Source organism: Bacillus sp. ISL-4, from assembly GCF_018613275.1.
Classification (GTDB): domain Bacteria; phylum Bacillota; class Bacilli; order Bacillales; family DSM-1321; genus Peribacillus; species Peribacillus simplex_E.
In genome coordinates this window covers 1-16,862 of record NZ_JAGGQN010000060.1, presented here as the reverse complement: position 1 = coordinate 16,862, position 16,862 = coordinate 1, and the positions used below count along the sequence as shown (strand labels likewise).

14 protein-coding genes are annotated in these 16,862 nt (G+C 38.5%); 10 read left to right on the top strand and 4 right to left on the bottom strand.

Translation table 11 applies throughout. From position 1 onward, the window contains the following. Positions 1-8: 8 nt before the first annotated feature. Both J7J00_RS25695 and J7J00_RS25690 read left to right on the top strand, forming a co-directional pair. The gene (locus J7J00_RS25695) at positions 9-932 is read left to right on the top strand and encodes an ABC transporter ATP-binding protein (RefSeq protein ID WP_309487249.1); all 924 of its coding nucleotides are present in this window, start codon (positions 9-11) and stop codon (positions 930-932) included. 5 nt (positions 933-937) lie between these two features. Then, entirely contained in the window at positions 938-1,705 is a 768-nt protein-coding gene (locus tag J7J00_RS25690) for an ABC transporter permease (protein WP_214795764.1), read from the top strand. 428 nt (positions 1,706-2,133) lie between these two features. Here the strand turns inward: J7J00_RS25690 and J7J00_RS25685 are convergent, their stop codons facing one another. Then, a complete protein-coding gene (locus J7J00_RS25685; protein ID WP_214795763.1) occupies positions 2,134-2,841 on the bottom strand; it encodes a Dph6-related ATP pyrophosphatase in 708 nt (235 codons plus the stop codon). A gap of 591 nt (positions 2,842-3,432) precedes the next feature. On the opposite strand from J7J00_RS25685, the gene J7J00_RS25680 reads away from it, so the two are divergent. The 4 genes from J7J00_RS25680 to glaH all read left to right on the top strand — a co-directional run bounded on the left by J7J00_RS25680 (position 3,433) and on the right by glaH (position 6,976). Further along, positions 3,433-4,107 carry a GntR family transcriptional regulator gene (locus tag J7J00_RS25680; protein ID WP_214795762.1) on the top strand — a complete coding sequence of 225 codons (675 nt, stop codon included), beginning with the start codon at positions 3,433-3,435 and terminating at the stop codon, positions 4,105-4,107. 14 nt (positions 4,108-4,121) lie between these two features. Continuing rightward, entirely contained in the window at positions 4,122-5,339 is a 1,218-nt protein-coding gene (gene lhgO / locus J7J00_RS25675) for an L-2-hydroxyglutarate oxidase (RefSeq protein WP_214795761.1), read from the top strand. 28 nt (positions 5,340-5,367) lie between these two features. Beyond that, positions 5,368-5,709: a DUF3870 domain-containing protein gene (locus tag J7J00_RS25670; RefSeq protein ID WP_098373302.1), complete on the top strand. Its 342-nt coding sequence runs from the start codon at positions 5,368-5,370 to the stop codon at positions 5,707-5,709. 328 nt (positions 5,710-6,037) lie between these two features. After that, on the top strand, positions 6,038-6,976 hold the full coding sequence (glaH, locus tag J7J00_RS25665; protein ID WP_214795760.1) for a glutarate dioxygenase GlaH: 939 nt from the start codon (positions 6,038-6,040) through the stop codon (positions 6,974-6,976). 881 nt (positions 6,977-7,857) lie between these two features. Here glaH and J7J00_RS25660 read toward each other — a convergent pair. Further along, a complete protein-coding gene (locus J7J00_RS25660; RefSeq protein WP_214795759.1) occupies positions 7,858-8,976 on the bottom strand; it encodes an NAD(P)/FAD-dependent oxidoreductase in 1,119 nt (372 codons plus the stop codon). Between the two features lie 172 nt (positions 8,977-9,148). On the opposite strand from J7J00_RS25660, the gene J7J00_RS25655 reads away from it, so the two are divergent. Then, positions 9,149-9,742 (top strand): branched-chain amino acid aminotransferase, encoded by a 594-nt coding sequence (locus J7J00_RS25655; protein ID WP_214795758.1) that lies wholly within the window; start codon positions 9,149-9,151, stop codon positions 9,740-9,742. Between the two features lie 79 nt (positions 9,743-9,821). On the opposite strand, the gene J7J00_RS25650 is transcribed toward J7J00_RS25655, so the two are convergent. After that, positions 9,822-9,995, bottom strand: coding sequence for a hypothetical protein (locus J7J00_RS25650; protein WP_214795757.1), 174 nt, complete (start codon positions 9,993-9,995; stop codon positions 9,822-9,824). 413 nt (positions 9,996-10,408) lie between these two features. Here J7J00_RS25650 and J7J00_RS25645 point away from each other — a divergent pair, with 413 nt between their 5' ends. Together J7J00_RS25645 and J7J00_RS25640 are read left to right on the top strand one after the other, a co-directional pair. Next, a complete protein-coding gene (locus J7J00_RS25645; protein WP_214795756.1) occupies positions 10,409-11,347 on the top strand; it encodes an MBL fold metallo-hydrolase in 939 nt (312 codons plus the stop codon). Between the two features lie 206 nt (positions 11,348-11,553). Continuing rightward, positions 11,554-12,780: an MFS transporter gene (locus J7J00_RS25640; RefSeq protein WP_214795755.1), complete on the top strand. Its 1,227-nt coding sequence runs from the start codon at positions 11,554-11,556 to the stop codon at positions 12,778-12,780. An 81-nt stretch (positions 12,781-12,861) separates the two neighbouring features. On the opposite strand, the gene J7J00_RS25635 is transcribed toward J7J00_RS25640, so the two are convergent. After that, complete coding sequence (locus J7J00_RS25635) at positions 12,862-14,469, bottom strand: FMN-binding glutamate synthase family protein (protein ID WP_214795754.1); 1,608 nt, start codon at positions 14,467-14,469, stop codon at positions 12,862-12,864. A gap of 991 nt (positions 14,470-15,460) precedes the next feature. Here J7J00_RS25635 and J7J00_RS25630 point away from each other — a divergent pair. Further along, positions 15,461-16,606, top strand: a complete 1,146-nt coding sequence (locus tag J7J00_RS25630; RefSeq protein ID WP_214795753.1) for a glycerate kinase — start codon at positions 15,461-15,463, stop codon at positions 16,604-16,606. Positions 16,607-16,862 lie beyond the last annotated feature (256 nt).

Below are 16,862 nucleotides of genomic sequence, written 5' to 3'. Positions count from 1 at the left end.
CAATTGGGGTGCAGTTCAATTCAACGGTCCTTAACATCAAAAATGTGAAAAAGAGCTTTAAAGAGAATGAGGTTTTAAAAAATGTAAATATCATGGTAAAAGCCGGTTCCATATATGCCTTATTAGGAGCGAATGGAGCGGGGAAAAGTACCTTATTAAGAATCGTAACCGGGTTATTAAATAGTGATGGAGGGAAAGTGACAATCCAAGACATAGATGTCGCTGACAATCCGGTATTGGCACAAAAGTTATTTAGCTTTAGTTCCCAGAATTCCACTGTTGACGGAGTACTCACTGGATACGAAAACCTTTATTTAATTGCTAAATTACGACACGAACGCTATCCAAGAAAAATTGCTGAAAATCTATTAGATAAATTTGGGTTGACAGAAGCGAAAGATAAAGCTGTCTCCACATATTCAGGGGGAATGCGTCGTCGTCTCGACTTAGCCATGAGTTTAGTTGGGAATCCAGAAATCATTTTTCTGGATGAACCTACTACTGGATTGGATCCGAAAAGCAGGCAGGAGCTTTGGAATACGATTAAAGAAATGAAGTCCCAAGGGAAAACCATCTTTTTAACGACTCAATATTTAGAAGAAGCAGATTATTTAGCTGACCAGATTAGTTTTTTACGTGGTGGTGAAATTGTTGCCAATGGCACTCCAGATGAAATGAAACGTCTGGCTGGAGTAGATAAGTTACTGATTGAATTTAATAATCATCAAGATACAAAGAGGGCTATAGAACTTTTGGAATCTTATACTCCTATCAAAAATGCAGATTTTGAGATTTCCTTAGATTTAGATAAAGAAATACAAACGACCTTGAACGTATTGAATGCCCTAACAACTGAAAAAATTGAAATCAAGACGTTCAAAATGATTACTCCAACCCTTGATGATGTATTTATGACACTTTCGAAAGGATGAAAATTATGAATGTTTTTCAAAATTTAAGTGATACATTAACGCTTGCAAATCGGATCATTAAACACAATATACGTAGTGTCGACACGCTGATTACGGTTGTTGCGATGCCGGTTATGATGCTATTGGGTATGGTTTTCATATTTGGCGGCGCCATTCAAATTGCTGGGGTGTCTGAAGATGAGTATATTAATTATATTCTTCCCGGGATTCTGTTAATGACGATTGCTACAGGATCTGCTTACACCTCGTTACGGATAAATTTAGATAAAACAACAGGGATGTTTGAAAGATTTAAGTCAATGCCCATAGCCAAATCATCTGTACTAGGTGGCCAGGTAATAGCTTCAGTTATTTTTATGTTGGTTTCAATAATGGTCGTATTAATAATAGGATTTATAGCTGGATTCAGAAGTGATGCAACATTTGCTGATTGGCTACTTGTGGCACTATTGTTGACTCTCTTTGCGCTAGCATTAACGTGGATTTCAGTGCCATTTGGATTGTCTGCTAAAGGTATTGAAGGAGCAAGTTCTTTTTCATATATCTTATTAATGCTGCTTTTTGTCAGTTCCGCATTTGTTCCTGTCGAAGGAATGCCGAAAATCATCCGAATCTTTGCGGAAAATCAACCAATGACACCAATTATTCAAACCATTAGAAATCTGTTAGATTCGCAGTCTGTTGGAAATGATCTGTGGGTGTCTTTCGGTTGGATGGTGTTAATAATATTAATATCATATATTTTTGGATTGAAGGTTTATAGAAAAGTTTAAAGAGTTGTTGATGTATTTGTATCGAAACAGCAAAAGAATAGCTGGAGAAACAAAGCTTATTCAAAAGGATTTGTTTCTTGCTGGATCCATTACGGGTCCAGTCTTTTTTCTTTTCACTCAATTAACATTGATATCCCGACTAAAGTCTTCACCATTTTCTGCCTATCCTCGGTGAGTGATAAATTATGATACTAAAGCATATACAGGGGAGGCAAAAATGATTCAATTTTTACTATAAAATTTTATTGATCATCTGAATAGACGGTTTTTATAAGTTTTCCTGAAAAATTAGTTACTATAATAATATTATGTTAACTCCACTTCAAGATTTATCCTGTTGTAAAAAGCCTTATCATATGAACTGCACCCCAATTGTTAGAGAACATGTAATAATTGAGGGGCAGTACAGTGCTTGTAAGGAATAGTTATTAGGTACCTATATCCGCCTTCTTATCTAACACCAAAGGCAAAAAAGCATATTCTCCGTCCTTAATAATCTCACATTTCCGAACGGGAATTGGCTGTTTAAAAATAGGCCCATCTATTAATGTGGTATGGAACTCTCCACCTTCTCCACAGGGATCGATGCCGCGAGCTTCAAGTTCCTTCACGTATTCATGGGTTAACTTTCTCCCTAAATCATCATCTCGCATTCCCAATGATAAATTAACGGTTACAATGATCGTTACAAATCCTAGATCCAAGAACTCTTCGACAGCTTCACGATGGTTCATTTCCCACAAAGGCATTCCAAGCTTCAATCCAGCATTCTTCGTAACCTTATCATGCCAACAGCCATGAGTGGGCATATCCAAGTCTCCAGTTACTAACACTTCAGCACCTTGATTTTTTGCATTTTTTAAAAGGCGCATAAATACTTCTTCATAATCACTCCAACTGGCAGCTGCAGTATATACGGGCAAACCTATAGATTCAGCTTGCGCATGTATGAGTTCCGGAGGCATGCCATGGGATCTGGAACGTTTCCCTTCTTCCTCCAGCATGACGATCAGTCCTGCAGGTTCACCAATCTTCATTGCTTTATATAGGGCTAAGACACTATCCTTTCCTCCGCTAAAAGAAGCTATGAATTTATGCCCGCGAGCACTATTTTTCCATTCATTTAATTCCGCCATTCATATTTTCCCCTTTATTCTAATGACTTTTTGGCAATTTCATATTTTATATATGATGTTTCATAACTATATTTGTTTGATTTTATCACGGTTGGAGCTTTCAGATAAGATATTAATGCTTCCTGATACAAAAAAACTATTATTAAAAGAGAAGTCCATCTCTAAGAAACTACTGCATAATGGACTGAACAAGATAAGTCATATTGCTAAAGGAGGATTTTCTCAAATCCCTAATGAACAAAGGTGAAATAAAAAGGCATGAGTCCCGGTGGGTGACGGGGTTCATGCCCTTAAGGCTAGCTAGATAAAGTATTTACTTTTATGGCTTATTTCACATAATAGATGCTTTTATCACTTATATAATTGCAATATGTATTTCCATTTTTCCATCAGGATAAACCTTTCAACATCCAGACTATATTTTCCACGGGTGCCAGAAATAATAATCAGGTCTGAGGTAGATGGTTATCTAATATTTTGTATCCATTGCTTTTTAAATTGGATACAAAATATTTAATTTTCAGTATTGTAATCGCTTTATATAGTTGATATAGTTAAAATTGTATCCGATATCGAAAGGTGGACGCTGAATTGGATAATGCTAATTCTGGAAGAGATAAATCAACAATCGTTAAAAATGTAACCAAAAGTCTTAGGAAAGCGATTTTGAATGGGACTTTGAAAAAGGGAGAGCGACTCATCCAAGAGGAGTGGGCCGATCGCCTGGAAGTTAGCAGGATGCCCATACGCGAGGCCCTTACACAACTTCAACTGGAAGGGTTGGTGGAAATGGTTCCCCATAAAGGAGCAATCGTCACACCGATTACCCGGGATGATATTGAAGAAATTTATCATTCCAGGTCTCTGCTTGAAGGCCTTGCAGTAGAAAAATCACTTCCTTACTTAACAAAGGAGGACAAAGAAAAACTAAAGGGAATTTTGATTGAAATGGAAGGAATTCAGTTATCTGATGAAACCAATGAGCATTATATCCTTTTGAATGCGGCTTTTCATGAAACCCTCCGAAAAGGGTGCCCATGGCCAAGGGTTCAAAAGATGGTAGAAACGCTGGGGATCTCACCCATTGCGCCGAATTTGCTGATTGATTATTACCCAGAAACGCAACGGGAACACCGGATGATATATGAAGCGGCACTAAGAGGGGATCCTGCAGAACTAAGGGCAGCAGTAGAATTTCACATCTTACGGACTAAGAACAATTTAATTACGTATATGGAGTTGCTGAATACTAAAAATCATCAATAAAAGGAGTGTTAATTGTGTATGATTTCGCAATTGTTGGCGGAGGAATTGTAGGATTATCGACGGGAATGGCACTTTACCAGCGTTTTCCTAATGCTAAAGTGGTAGTCATTGAAAAAGAGGCTGTTGTTGCAGATCATCAAACGGGACATAACAGCGGCGTCATTCATTCAGGAATTTATTATAAACCGGGTAGTTTCAAGGCACGGTTTGCCCGTCAAGGTAGCAAATCAATGACGGAATTCTGCCGGACGCATGGAATTGAACATGATATTTGCGGAAAGGTCATTGTTGCAACAAAGCCAGAAGAGTTGCCCCTTTTAGATGATTTGTATTCTCGCGGTTTGCAAAATGAACTGGCTATACAAAGAATCGGTGTGGATGAGTTAAAGGAAATCGAACCACATGTTAATGGGCTTGGTGCGATTCGCGTCCCGCAAGCCGGCATTGTCAATTATCGTCAGGTAAGTGAAAAGATGGCGGATATCATCCGGGGCAACGGCGGCGAAATTAAGCTGAAAACAAAGGTTGAGAAGATTGACGAGGGGATTGATGATGTTATCATCGATACGAACAACGGTACCATTAAGGCAAAAATGGTCATTAATTGCGCAGGGCTGCACAGTGACCGTATCGCAGCAGCAGCAGGGTATAAAACTGATATGAAAATTGTCCCGTTTCGCGGTGAGTATTTTAAACTGAAGCCCGAAAAACGCTTCCTTGTCAATCATTTAATTTATCCGGTACCTAACCCGAAGTTTCCATTTTTGGGGGTTCATTTTACGCGGATGATTAGCGGTGAAGTAGATGCGGGTCCAAACGCTGTACTAAGTTTCAAACGGGAAGGTTATAAGAAAACGGACTTCAATGCGAAAGATTTAACTGAAGTTTTAAGCTATAAAGGTTTTTGGAAGCTGGCTAGTAAATTCATGAAGGAAGGGATGGATGAATATGTCCGTTCTTTTAGTAAAAAGCAATTTACGAAAAGCCTGCAGGAGTTAATTCCGGAAATCCAAGAAGATGATCTAATCCCTGCACCTGCTGGAGTAAGGGCCCAGGCATTACAGGATGATGGTAATATGGTGGATGATTTTCATATTATAATGGGAAAACGGACCATCCATGTATGTAATGCACCGTCACCTGCTGCAACAGCCTCGATTGAAATTGGAAAAGAGGTTGTTAACCGCATTCCGGAACAATCACACTTATTGGAAGCTGTATTGACAAAATAAAATTCCTTAAGAGAGAGGAAGAAGCCTCATGTTCAATGGTAAAACAATTTTTATTGCAGGTCATGCACGTTTACCTCAAGGGATGGCAGCGAAAAGTGTCTTTGAAACACTGACCATCACTGCAGAAGTCGATGCTAAATATGGGGTTGTCCTGGAAGCTTCCTGTACACTGGCAACAGAGCATGGCCGGGAATTTATTGGGCGTTTATTAAAAGGGATCAGTCTAAATGATGGTGTTGATGACGCGATAGAATCAATTCAATCTTATTATCGGGGGAAAGCGGCAAATGCACTGATTGCTGCCTTGAAGGACCTGGATCTCCATTTTCAGCAAATTAAAGCAGGAGATAAATCGAAACTGCCAAGTTAGAAATATAATTTATCAGAATAATATGTTAAAAGTGTTGACAATTTTACGAAAAAACGTTTAAATGGAGTTAAGCCAATATTATGACATTAACACCTTTTGGAAAATACCTTTTCAGAATCGTGTAAAGATCATAATGATTGGAAACAGGAAAAATAAATCATACATAAACTGCATATTCGCTGTGACTCTATTCGCATAGAGCAGTGAAGTGAATATAAGCCAGTTGTACAGTTTGATTCCTATTTTATTTGGGGATCATGTGCAGCTGGCTTTTTATATTTCCCGTTAACTTTGTCACCCATATTACAAATAACAGGAGGAATTATTCATGAGCATTGCAGAAAAAAAGAGAGCAAAGTTCGAAAGGAAAACAGAAAAATACGAGGTGAAAGTTCACCCTCAATCCAGCCGTTTATATCATATTGAAATTTCAAAAGAGGCAATTGCCGCTTTTTTAGAAACCGTATCGAAGGATAATCTGTCTGTTCAGCATCTTGAATATACACCATATGCACGACTCATCATTGCTTCATATCTATTGGATCAAGTAGGCGAAGATTTTGGTGAAGTGCTTCGGAACATCGTTCATGATCGGGAATCCGGCGGCTTCACCCTAGGCTTGGAGGGTGTCACGGAAAATACGGATGAATACGTCATTTTTGCAACGGCCATTTCATACTTGCTGGGAACTCCAAACCATGATGCAATGTCAGGAAAATATTATGCCCGCTTTAGTGTTCAAGACACGGATAGCAGTGATTCGTATTTGCGTCAGGCTTATCGTTTATTTACCCTTCATACGGACGGCACCTTTGTAGATGAACCGACGGATTGGTTAATAATGATGAAGATGATCGAACAAAATGCACGCGGTGGCGAATCTCGTTTATTGCACTTAGACGATTGGAAAGAGCTTGATATGTATGTGAATCATTCATTATCCAGCCACAAATTCACGTATAAGGCTCCAAAAAGCAAGAACATTGATCAGGAGATTGGAAGATTGACTTTCTTTAATCATAATAACAAACCTGGTATATGTTTTATCGATCAATTCGTTTATCCAGAATCAATCGAACAAGCCAAATACTTACGCGATTTATCCAATTCATTAGAAAGCGATGAAAGCGTCCTTGAACTGGAACTGCCTGTTGGAGATTTAGTTGTCGTAAATAATATATTCTGGCTTCACGGGCGCGCTGCATTTGAAAAAGATCCGAACCTGAATCGTGAATTACTTCGCCAGCGTGGAAGATTCAATCAATAGTTTCATTTTGTAAACCCAAATTTTTATTCATCCCCAAACACCATTTTAAGATAAATTCTTTTCAACCGAAGGGTTGGAAAGCAATTTATCTTTTTTTTAAGGTTCAGTTAAAGAATAATATTGTTAATGGAAGAGAAAAAGAGGACCTTAAACATGGGGCATCTACCTGTTATCTTGAACTAACGCTGTCAGCGTGTAAAAATTATTCTAATCTATATTCTCTTTAATCTTAATGTATTATCATATTTGATTAAGAATTCTTTAATTCATCTAATCGTGTTAAAAGTAAAATTAACTATTTACTAGTGATGTTTTGAAGATTATAATAAGAACAAATGTTCTTTATTATAGGAGGCATTAACATGGATGAACTTGAGGAATTTTTAAAATCACTTACTATAGAAGAGTTAAAAGTTATTTATGAAGAAGTATGTGGACCTGATGTTAATAAATAGATGAAAAAAATTTGAAATAGAAGATTCTTATTTTTTCATTTCATAAAATGGAAAAAATAAATCGAAACATTACTTTATTGAATACGATCAAAGTAACTGAACCATCAACAGTCAAGTATGAGAGAAAAAATGTATGGATGGTTATTTGTGGCTTCAACAATTTCCTTTAGAGAAAAATCATTCGTTATAAACGATGTTTGCTGCGTAAGAAGTATTGTTCAATGGTACATAGATATTTGCGGTAGTTTTGAATCGAAGAATTTGTCAAATTTCCACGTCCTGCTCGAAAAATTAAACAATTTATAAATCAAGGACCCATTAAAGGTCCTTGATTTTTTATGAGAGGACCATTTGAAAAAAACTGATCTGGGTAATTTTCAGATCAGTCCATATTCATCATTAAGCCATTAGGTAATGATTTGGAAGTTATGTGAAAAGTGCACCTCTTACATCATAATTTTCTATATCGATTTCGATTTTTCTATCAAGTGCGAGGTTTGCCAATAGGGAGCCTAAATATGGGCCCATGGTTAAACCGGAAGCTCCAAGACCATTGGCTACGATTATTCCTTCCCAGTCAGGTAAAGGACCCATGACAGGAAGGAATCCCGGCGTGAATGGGCGAAAACCGACCCTTGCTTCAACAAACGTACTATCCGTCAAACCAGGAGCGGTTTGCAAGGCTTTGTTGAAAACTTCCTGCAGCCCTCCTGCGGTCATTCGGTTATCGAAAACTGCCGTATTTTCTTGAGTCGCCCCCGCAACGATTTTATTATTTTCGAAAGCCAACAGATATTGATCACTCGGAGGCATGACCACAGGCCAGTTATTCGTATTTTCATTTGGCGTTTCCAGATGAATGATTTGAGCCTTTTGGAAGGTGACATGAAAATTCACGCCCAGTGGCTTCAGTAATTCCGGTGCCCAAGCCCCAGCACAAACAATGACTTTATCGGCAGTTATGAATTCATCTCCAAGTGTTACACCTGTCACTTGTGCACCGTTATATGAAAGTATAGCCTCACCATACAAAAGTTTCGCACCGTTTTTTTGTGAAGCCCGCAATAAGGAATCACGAAGTGCGCGTCCATCGACCCGCGCGGCACCACTCACGTGAACGGCTGCATATTCACTGGAAAGAGGCGGGAATAAGGCACGGGTCTCCTCTGCGGAAAGTAATGTAATTGCCCCAATCTCCGGTGCATCTTCTTTCCGTTTTGCCGCCCGGTTCTTCATGGCATTCAATTTAGCTTCATCTGTATGTAGACTTATGGCGCCGACTTGGGCATAACCAGTTTCTGTTTCCCCGTCCCGTTCAAGTTCTTCAATTAAACCGGGATAAAAAGCCGCCCCATTTTTGGCAAGGAGATACCAAGCTTGGTTGCGCCTTTGCGATATCCACGGGCAAACGATTCCTGCAGCTGCAGATGTTGCCTGACCGACATCTTGACGGTCAATTATGATCACTTCAGCCCCATTTTTAGCCAACTGATAGGCAGTTGAAGCTCCCAATATTCCTGCACCAACTACAATGATTTTTTGCATATTCAACATCTCATTTCTCTCATATGAATAAACTCTTACCACTACTATATCGAAGACACGAATTGATTGCTACAATCGACATTGTAATTTCTTTCACAAAGTTATTTTATCTATAGGGAATATGCTATGATTGAAATTGCGAGAGCTTGAAAAGATACTAGGAGGACAAATCATGTTAAAAAAACAAATGGAATCATACATATCAAAATCCGTAATCGAAAAAAAGGTTGAGTTGTTTAAAGAAGAAAAAGATTATGTAGAAAAGCATAAATTAATTGCTGATGACATCATTATAGTGGAAAAAGAAAATGCATCCCGTTTTAAAGATGCTTATATGGAGCGCAGTAATAAAGAGAGCGAAGAATTAATCTCTGAAGAGAACTCTGCATTTTTATCACAACCTATCGAGTATTTGAAAAAAAACAAAGATGAATTCCTTTACTTTGAATCACAATGGCTCGAATTAATCGGTGTTGAGGCACTTTCATTAGAAGTCGATGATGTTTTCGGTACATATAACGCGATGTTCGGATTGAAATTCCAGAAAAAAATGGCTGAAGTTTTAAAAACGTATTTAACTAAGGAACTTCAAGGAGGAATTGGATCGTTCAGTTTAATGTTTAATCAGGGCGACGGGCTATGGGACGTGAATTTTGCCTTGGATAACTTAAAAGGGTTTAGAGAAGAAATGTCATTAGAAGAAGCTTTTAATTTAATCTATCATTTTCTTTTTATCCTTGTTCAAACAATCGAGGAAGATATGTAAAACGAGGTGCCGCCATTAATTTTAATGACGTCAGTTTGTAGACAAAAGGGTTTCGGAATGCTCTCGTTCCGAAACCCTTTTAGTTTTTTATTGGATTTGAAGCAGTAATAGAGAATAACAATTGGACCATACCTGGGTGTCCTACCTCTGAATTCATATCTTCCACCAAGTCATACATGAAAGAGAAAACAATGGCCATCTCCAGTTTTACGACCAAATGGTTCGATGGCACCAGTTGATCTATAGTAATCATTTCAAGTAGATATCGCTAAATATAATAATTTTTAGAAAGCACCCTTATCACATCAAGCTTTAATCCTTCTATATTTTTAAAAAGACTGTAGGTAAAAAGGAGTACTTTCTTATTGTTAAAACAAAGTTGATTGGAACGGAAAGCGAGTGCCTGTAGTGGAAATAAACAGTCATATTTTTACAGTCCCCAAAAAAACTGTAGCCATTAATTTTAATGGCAGTTTTTTTTGATTTAACCAATGCCTCAGGCCACGGCTTCTGGATTTTAATCGAATGACTATGGGTATCGATTAAAGGAGCTTGAAAGAATTCGTCGAATTGATTAATGATATACCTTTATTTAATAAACTTAAATGTTTTGTTTTTTGATTTTTTGTTCATGTAAATAAAGTTACATCGGAAGGGGAGTTATACTTGCTGAATGAATTGAAAGTTACACAAGTTACCATTCCAATGCCTTTTAGGTTGGATCATGTCCATTGTTTCCTAGCAGAAGGTAAAAAAGGGTGGACAATCATTGATACGGGATTAAATAACAAAACGACAAAGGATTTATGGAACCCAATTATCGAAAAACACGATATTACCGATATTATCATCACCCATTATCACCCAGACCATTTCGGATATGCAGGGGCATTACAACAATTAACCGGTGCGGATGTTTGGATGACACAAGTAGATGAACATGCGGGAACTACGTATTGGGAAACGGATTCGCTGAATCTGCTTAAAGAAAATTATAAGGCATGTGGTATGGAAGACGAGGTAGCCGTCGCCTTATCCAGTGACGAAAGTGGATTCATGCCCCAAGTAAAACCCTATCCTACCGTAAATCATCATCTTGAAGAAGGAATGAAGCTGCATTTTGGCAAATATGAGTATGAAGTAATTTTCACGCCGGGGCATTCTGATGGCCTGATATCATTCTACAATAAGGAAAAAAGTGTCCTTTTCTCGACAGATCATATATTGCCCAGGGTATCTCCAAATATTTCGTATTGGTTTAAAGGTTTCTGCAACCCATTGGAAGAGTTTTTTACTTCTTTGAAAAAAATACAAAAGCTGGACGTTGAATATGTCATCCCTTCACATGGGAAACCGTTTCAAAATGGCAATAAAAGAATTGTTGAATTGTTGGACCACCATCAGGACAGGTTGCATGTAATTCATGAAAACATGAAAGAGCCGATTTCTGTAAAAAGTGCTTGCCATATCTTATTTGGAAATCTGCCCATTCACGAAACAAGGTTTGCTGTTGGTGAAACATTGGCCCACCTTGAATACCTTCTCTTGAATGACCAATGCAGAAAGTTTAAACGTGATGGCAAATGGTATTATCAATCCATTTGATATATTGAACATTGATTCTAGCTCATGTCATATGAGCTTTTTTTGCATTCAAAACGCAAGTCACATTGTCTTAAATATATTAGTTAATGAATAAGTTTAAACGGGTTTGTTTACTTAAAGAGAAAAAATGTTATGATTATTTTTAGATTCTTATGAATATTGAATCGATGGAGAACGTTTACTGAAGACAGGTTGGGAGTTTTGAGATGAAGAACACGTATATGAAAACAGCATCAGGAGTGTATATTAATTATTTCCTGTTAGGCATGGTCAATATCATGCTCGCATCGAATATGTCGTATTTAACGGAGCAATGGGATACAGATAGTGCCGGGGTAAGTTATATCATCGCAGCTATAGGGGTGGGGAAATTACTTACATATGCATTTACGGGATATTTATCAGATAAAATCGGGCGAAAGCCATTAATTATTGCTTCATCATTGGGAATGGGTATTTTCTTGATCGGTATTCCATTATCACCAAATTATCATTTGGCTTTTGTTTTTGCCATCCTTGCAGGTGTCGCTAATTCGTCAATGGATGCCGGTTCATATCCCGGTTTAACAGATCTTTTCCCAAGATCTTCCGGTTCTGCCAGTGTACTGGTGAAAGCATTCATGTCTGCTGGAGCATTTCTTCTCCCGTTCATGATATTATTTTTCTCGAATCATGAGATGTTTTATGGATATGCCTTTTTTATTCCTGCTGCCATTTATCTATTGAATTTGATGTTTTTATTCACCGTTTCTTTTCCAAGTACGAATATGTATAAGGAAAAACAAGTCGACGATCGTACCGGGAGAATGAAATTCATTTCAGAACCAGTATTACGTAAAGAGGGACTTGCTCTCGTGATAATCGGTTTCACATCAACAGGATTATTCACCGTTTCACAGATATGGCTTCCGACTTATGGTCAGCAAGCTGTGGGCATGACGATGGACAGTTCCATCAAATTACTGAGTTATTATAGTTTAGGGGCGCTTATTTCTGTATTAGTTTTATCCGTATTATTAAAAAAGATCGTTCGGCCAATAACGGTTATCATGATTTATCCGATCATAACTTTTATTTCAATCCTTACGATCCTTTTGGTTAAAGTACCGATCATCGTTTCCATTACGGCATTTTTCATCGGGCTTTCCACTGCGGGGATCTTTCAATTAGCCATTACGATAATGACGGAATTTTTCTGGAGAAAAAAAGGAACAGTGACCGGGTTCGTGGCAACAGCTGCTGGATTGGCGTCTATAGTTATGCCGCTTGTAACGGGTTGGATGTCGAAAAGCGGGAATATATCAATCATCTTCATATTTGATGCATTCCTGTCTGTAACAGGTTTTATAGCTGCAGTTTATGTTTATTATCGCTATGGAAAGCTGATGGGTAAGGGAAAAGAGCAGACAGGGGATATTCGTTTACATGCCTGATATATTTTGGAGCAGCCTAAAATGGCTTCACTTATTTATAAAGTGAAAACCACCGCCCAAGTATGATGGGCGGTGGTTTTTTCATTGCCTGGCACCTATTTGTCCTGTTACTTCTTTCATGATATCTTCAAGGGATGTGACAATTCCTTTATCATCCTTATAGCTAATGTGCTTAGGTTGAAAATGGATGGGTGAATCCAAACCAGCAGCAGCTGAGATTCGATATAATCCTTTTCTAAGGGTAACAAGAAAATTGACCACACGGTATTTCTTTTCATCGATGACAAGTGCCTTTTGCAGGTCCGGATCAGTGGTTGCTACCCCGACTGGACAAGCATTGGATTGACATTTCATCGTCTGAATACATCCTATCGCAATCATGAAACCACGTGCAATGTTAACAAGGTCGGCTCCCATAGATAGGGCAATGGCGATTCTATCAGGCGTGAACAATTTACCGGAGGCGATGATTTTAACCCGATCTCGGACCCCGTATTTTTCCAGTGTCGAAACTAAAATCGGCAAAGCGGATTTTAGCGGCAATCCTACGCTATCGATCAATTCCTGATAAGAAGCACCCGTGCCGCCTTCACCGCCATCCAATGTAATGAAATCCGGACCTTTCCCGGTTTCTTTCATATAGCTAGCAAGCTCTTCGACACTGTCATTGCCGCCGATGACCATTTTGATACCAACCGGGATACCTGTATGTTCCCTGATTCTTTCAATAAAATCGCACATGGATTTTACGTTATTGAATTGATGAAACCGATTCGGACTATCGATCGCTTTGTACGGAACGACCTTACGGATTTCAGCGATTTCCGGATTCACTTTTTCAGCATCGATATGCCCTCCGCGAGTTTTGGCACCTTGAGCCAATTTGATTTCAAATGCTTTGATTTCTGGTATTTCACTTTTTCTTTTTAACTCATCCCAATCCATCTCGCCCATACTATCACGAACCCCAAACATGGCTGGCCCGATTTGCATGATTATATCGACACCGCCGGTTAAATGATAAGGAGAAAGTCCGCCTTCCCCTGTATTCATCCATGTGCCTTTTGCTGCAGCCAATCCCTCTGAAAGGGCAGTGATTGCGTTCTTCCCCAAAGAACCATAACTCATGGCGGACATGCCGATAAGACCCTTTAATCGAAAGGGATGCTTAGTGTTTGGGCCGATGATCACGGCATCTGCATCATCCAATAAGAATGCAGAGGACACTTCATCTCCCCATTTTTCTTCTCGCTGTGAGAAAAGCGGGTCTTTCATTAGAATGTATCTTTTAGTCGTCACTTTTGTTTCTCGATCGTATTTTTCTTCTTCGGCCAATTTTGGGAACATGCTATTCTTAACAAAGAAGCCTTCTTCATCAAAATCCCGTTTTGAACCAAAACCTATTACATCCCGTAAATATTTTGAACTTTTCACCATATGTTCATAGTCATCCCGGGAAAAGGGTTTTCCTTCGTTATCACTGTTAAACCAATATTGCCGCATTTCAGGCCCGATTTTTTCCAGAAAGTAACGTATTCTTCCGAGCACGGGGTAATTTCTTAAAATTGCATGATGCTTCTGCATGCGGTCAAAGAAAACCATATAAAGTAATAGGAAAACCAAGAAGATGATAACGATGAAAATAACGGTAAATCCAAGGATAATTAAAATATTTGCGATGCCACTCATTCAAAATCCCTCCTGATATGCAAAAAAATCATGTATTGTTAATCTACTCGGTAATTCGATCAATTATACAGATTTCCAATGCAAGGATTTAATAGGGATAGAATGAGTTAATCTAAATAGACCGTCTTGTTCTTAAAATATCGTCAATTTCTCCGTTTCGATTGTCTTACCCAAATGGCTAACTGCAAAGTTATGTCATCATGCAGCTCCTGTGGATTATACTCGGTAATTAACTTGATTTTTTTATTTGGTATATAAGGGCACATACCCCGACATTTAAGTTACTAAGGAAAAATTGTTACAGCGTCTCGACCAACTCTTCAGATAAGTGCTAGTATCATTTCCTGAAATTACCGTTTAATCCGCTCATCTATCCTTTCCAACAGTGCCTTTGTTTCCATATCAGTATATTAAAGCTTGATTTGCTTCACCTAGTAAGAGTGCTGATTTAGCTTCCCGGAAAGAGTAGGATTTGTATGATTTTTTTTCCACAATTGAGCCCAAACCGATTCGAATAACAAAGCCTTTTGCTTTTAATTGTTTGATTACTGTATCTCCAGTCTTTGGTCGATACTATTTCAAGCAACCGCAGTAGTTACGATGTGTCAAGATTTCCAGAGGCGATGATGGTTCCTTTATCATCCATAATAAGAATATCTCGGTTGATTCTATTGATTTGACAATTTCCATTGTACTTTCTTGGGTTGCATACAAGTCATCCTTATAGAATTTTTAGTTGTTATCAAGTTTTCGATAACAGAAAGGTATTCATTTTCATGCAAACAAGCTATGACTTATAATGAAAAAGGGGATGGTCGTTAGTTTAAGTTTTAGCAATCTTACACTTTAGGAAGTTGGGAAAATAACAGAATACTTACTGGCATGGCAAAAAAAACAAACAACATGTCATACTAATGTTCGTATAGTATGAACGGTGATTAAAATATTTCCAAAGATTATAATTTAAAATATATTCAAAGGGGGCCTGAGCATGAAAATTGTTATTGCACCAGATTCCTATAAAGGAAGTTTGTCAGCATTAGAAGCTTCCAAAGCAATCGCGCGAGGGGTCAGGAAGGCACTGCCGGATGCGAAGACAGAATTGGTTCCTGTAGCGGATGGCGGGGAAGGTACGATGGATAGCCTTGTGGCAGCTACAAATGGTCGAAAAGTTGAAGTGACTGTTAAAGGACCTTTACTTGAAGACGTTCAGGCAGCATATGGAATCTTAGGTGATCAGGAAACATGCGTGATTGAAATGGCCAGTGCATCGGGACTGTGCCTAATCAATCCAGATGAGTTGAACCCATTGATCACTACTACATACGGAACAGGGGAGCTTATTCAAAAAGCATTGATTGATGGCTGTCGAAAGTTCATTTTAGCGGTAGGTGGAAGCGCTACTAATGATGCGGGTGTTGGAATGCTCCAGGCTTTGGGAATGAGGGTGTTTGATGAAGAGGGTAAACCGCTGGGATTTGGGGGTGCTGAATTATCGCGGATATCAGAAATTAATACGGAAGATTTTGATTCCAGAATTGCAGATTCCGAGTTTTTGATTGCCTCGGATGTCCAGAATCCGTTAGTCGGTCCGGATGGGGCATCAAGTGTATTCGGACCTCAAAAAGGTGCCACTCCTGCCATGGTTGAATTACTTGATAAAGCTTTATCATCATGGGCTGATTTGGTGGAAATCAAGACAGGCATACACTTGCATGATAAATCGGGTGCTGGTGCTGCAGGTGGAATTGGAGGTGCATTTCAAGCCTTTTTCCCAGCAAAAACAAAAAGGGGCATCGATATTGTGTTGGAGCATACGAAAATGGCTGAAAAATTGTCCGATGCTGATTGTGTCTTCACCGGTGAGGGCCAAATTGATTACCAGACAGCTTCAGGCAAAACACCAATGGGAGTTGCACAAGAAGCCAAAAAACACGATATTCCAGTATTTGTTTTAGCAGGATCGATCGGAACTGGTATTGAAGTTTTATATGACCATGGAGTAACTAGTGTTCATAGTTTAGTGAACGCTCCTATGCCATTAAAGGAAGCTATGGAAAGAGGTGCTGAATTGTTGGAAGTTTCAGCCGAACAAGTAATGCGGACTTTTTTGGGAGCGATTAAAAATAGGAGGTAATTAATTGTTTTCTAAAATAGCTTCAAGATAAAAGAGGTCTTATCATTTCAAGTTAAAAATGAAGAAGAGCTTGAAACGATTGTATACTTTTTGAATGGGTTCGAAATAAATAATTAGCTTAAGAGATCAGTCCTCAAGGTTTATAAGAATTCATATTTAGTTAACTGAGGGCATTTTTTAAAATTGGTGACGATGCCTTTCCTATTTATCAAACGGGTACGTTAGCTGTAGTTCGGAGCTGTCATTAAGGCAGCTT

Bases quoted from the DNA above. Each gene is read 5' to 3' on its own strand.
- J7J00_RS25690 (WP_214795764.1), top strand. From the start codon at position 938: ATGAATGTTTTTCAAAATTTAAGTGATACATTAACGCTTGCAAATCGG.
- J7J00_RS25685 (WP_214795763.1), bottom strand. From the start codon at position 2,841: ATGGCGGAATTAAATGAATGGAAAAATAGTGCTCGCGGGCATAAATTC.
- J7J00_RS25670 (WP_098373302.1), top strand. From the start codon at position 5,368: ATGTTCAATGGTAAAACAATTTTTATTGCAGGTCATGCACGTTTACCT.
- glaH (WP_214795760.1), top strand. From the start codon at position 6,038: ATGAGCATTGCAGAAAAAAAGAGAGCAAAGTTCGAAAGGAAAACAGAA.
- J7J00_RS25660 (WP_214795759.1), bottom strand. From the start codon at position 8,976: ATGCAAAAAATCATTGTAGTTGGTGCAGGAATATTGGGAGCTTCAACT.
- J7J00_RS25655 (WP_214795758.1), top strand. From the start codon at position 9,149: ATGTTAAAAAAACAAATGGAATCATACATATCAAAATCCGTAATCGAA.
- J7J00_RS25650 (WP_214795757.1), bottom strand. From the start codon at position 9,995: ATGATTACTATAGATCAACTGGTGCCATCGAACCATTTGGTCGTAAAA.
- J7J00_RS25640 (WP_214795755.1), top strand. From the start codon at position 11,554: ATGAAGAACACGTATATGAAAACAGCATCAGGAGTGTATATTAATTAT.
- J7J00_RS25635 (WP_214795754.1), bottom strand. From the start codon at position 14,469: ATGAGTGGCATCGCAAATATTTTAATTATCCTTGGATTTACCGTTATT.
- J7J00_RS25630 (WP_214795753.1), top strand. From the start codon at position 15,461: ATGAAAATTGTTATTGCACCAGATTCCTATAAAGGAAGTTTGTCAGCA.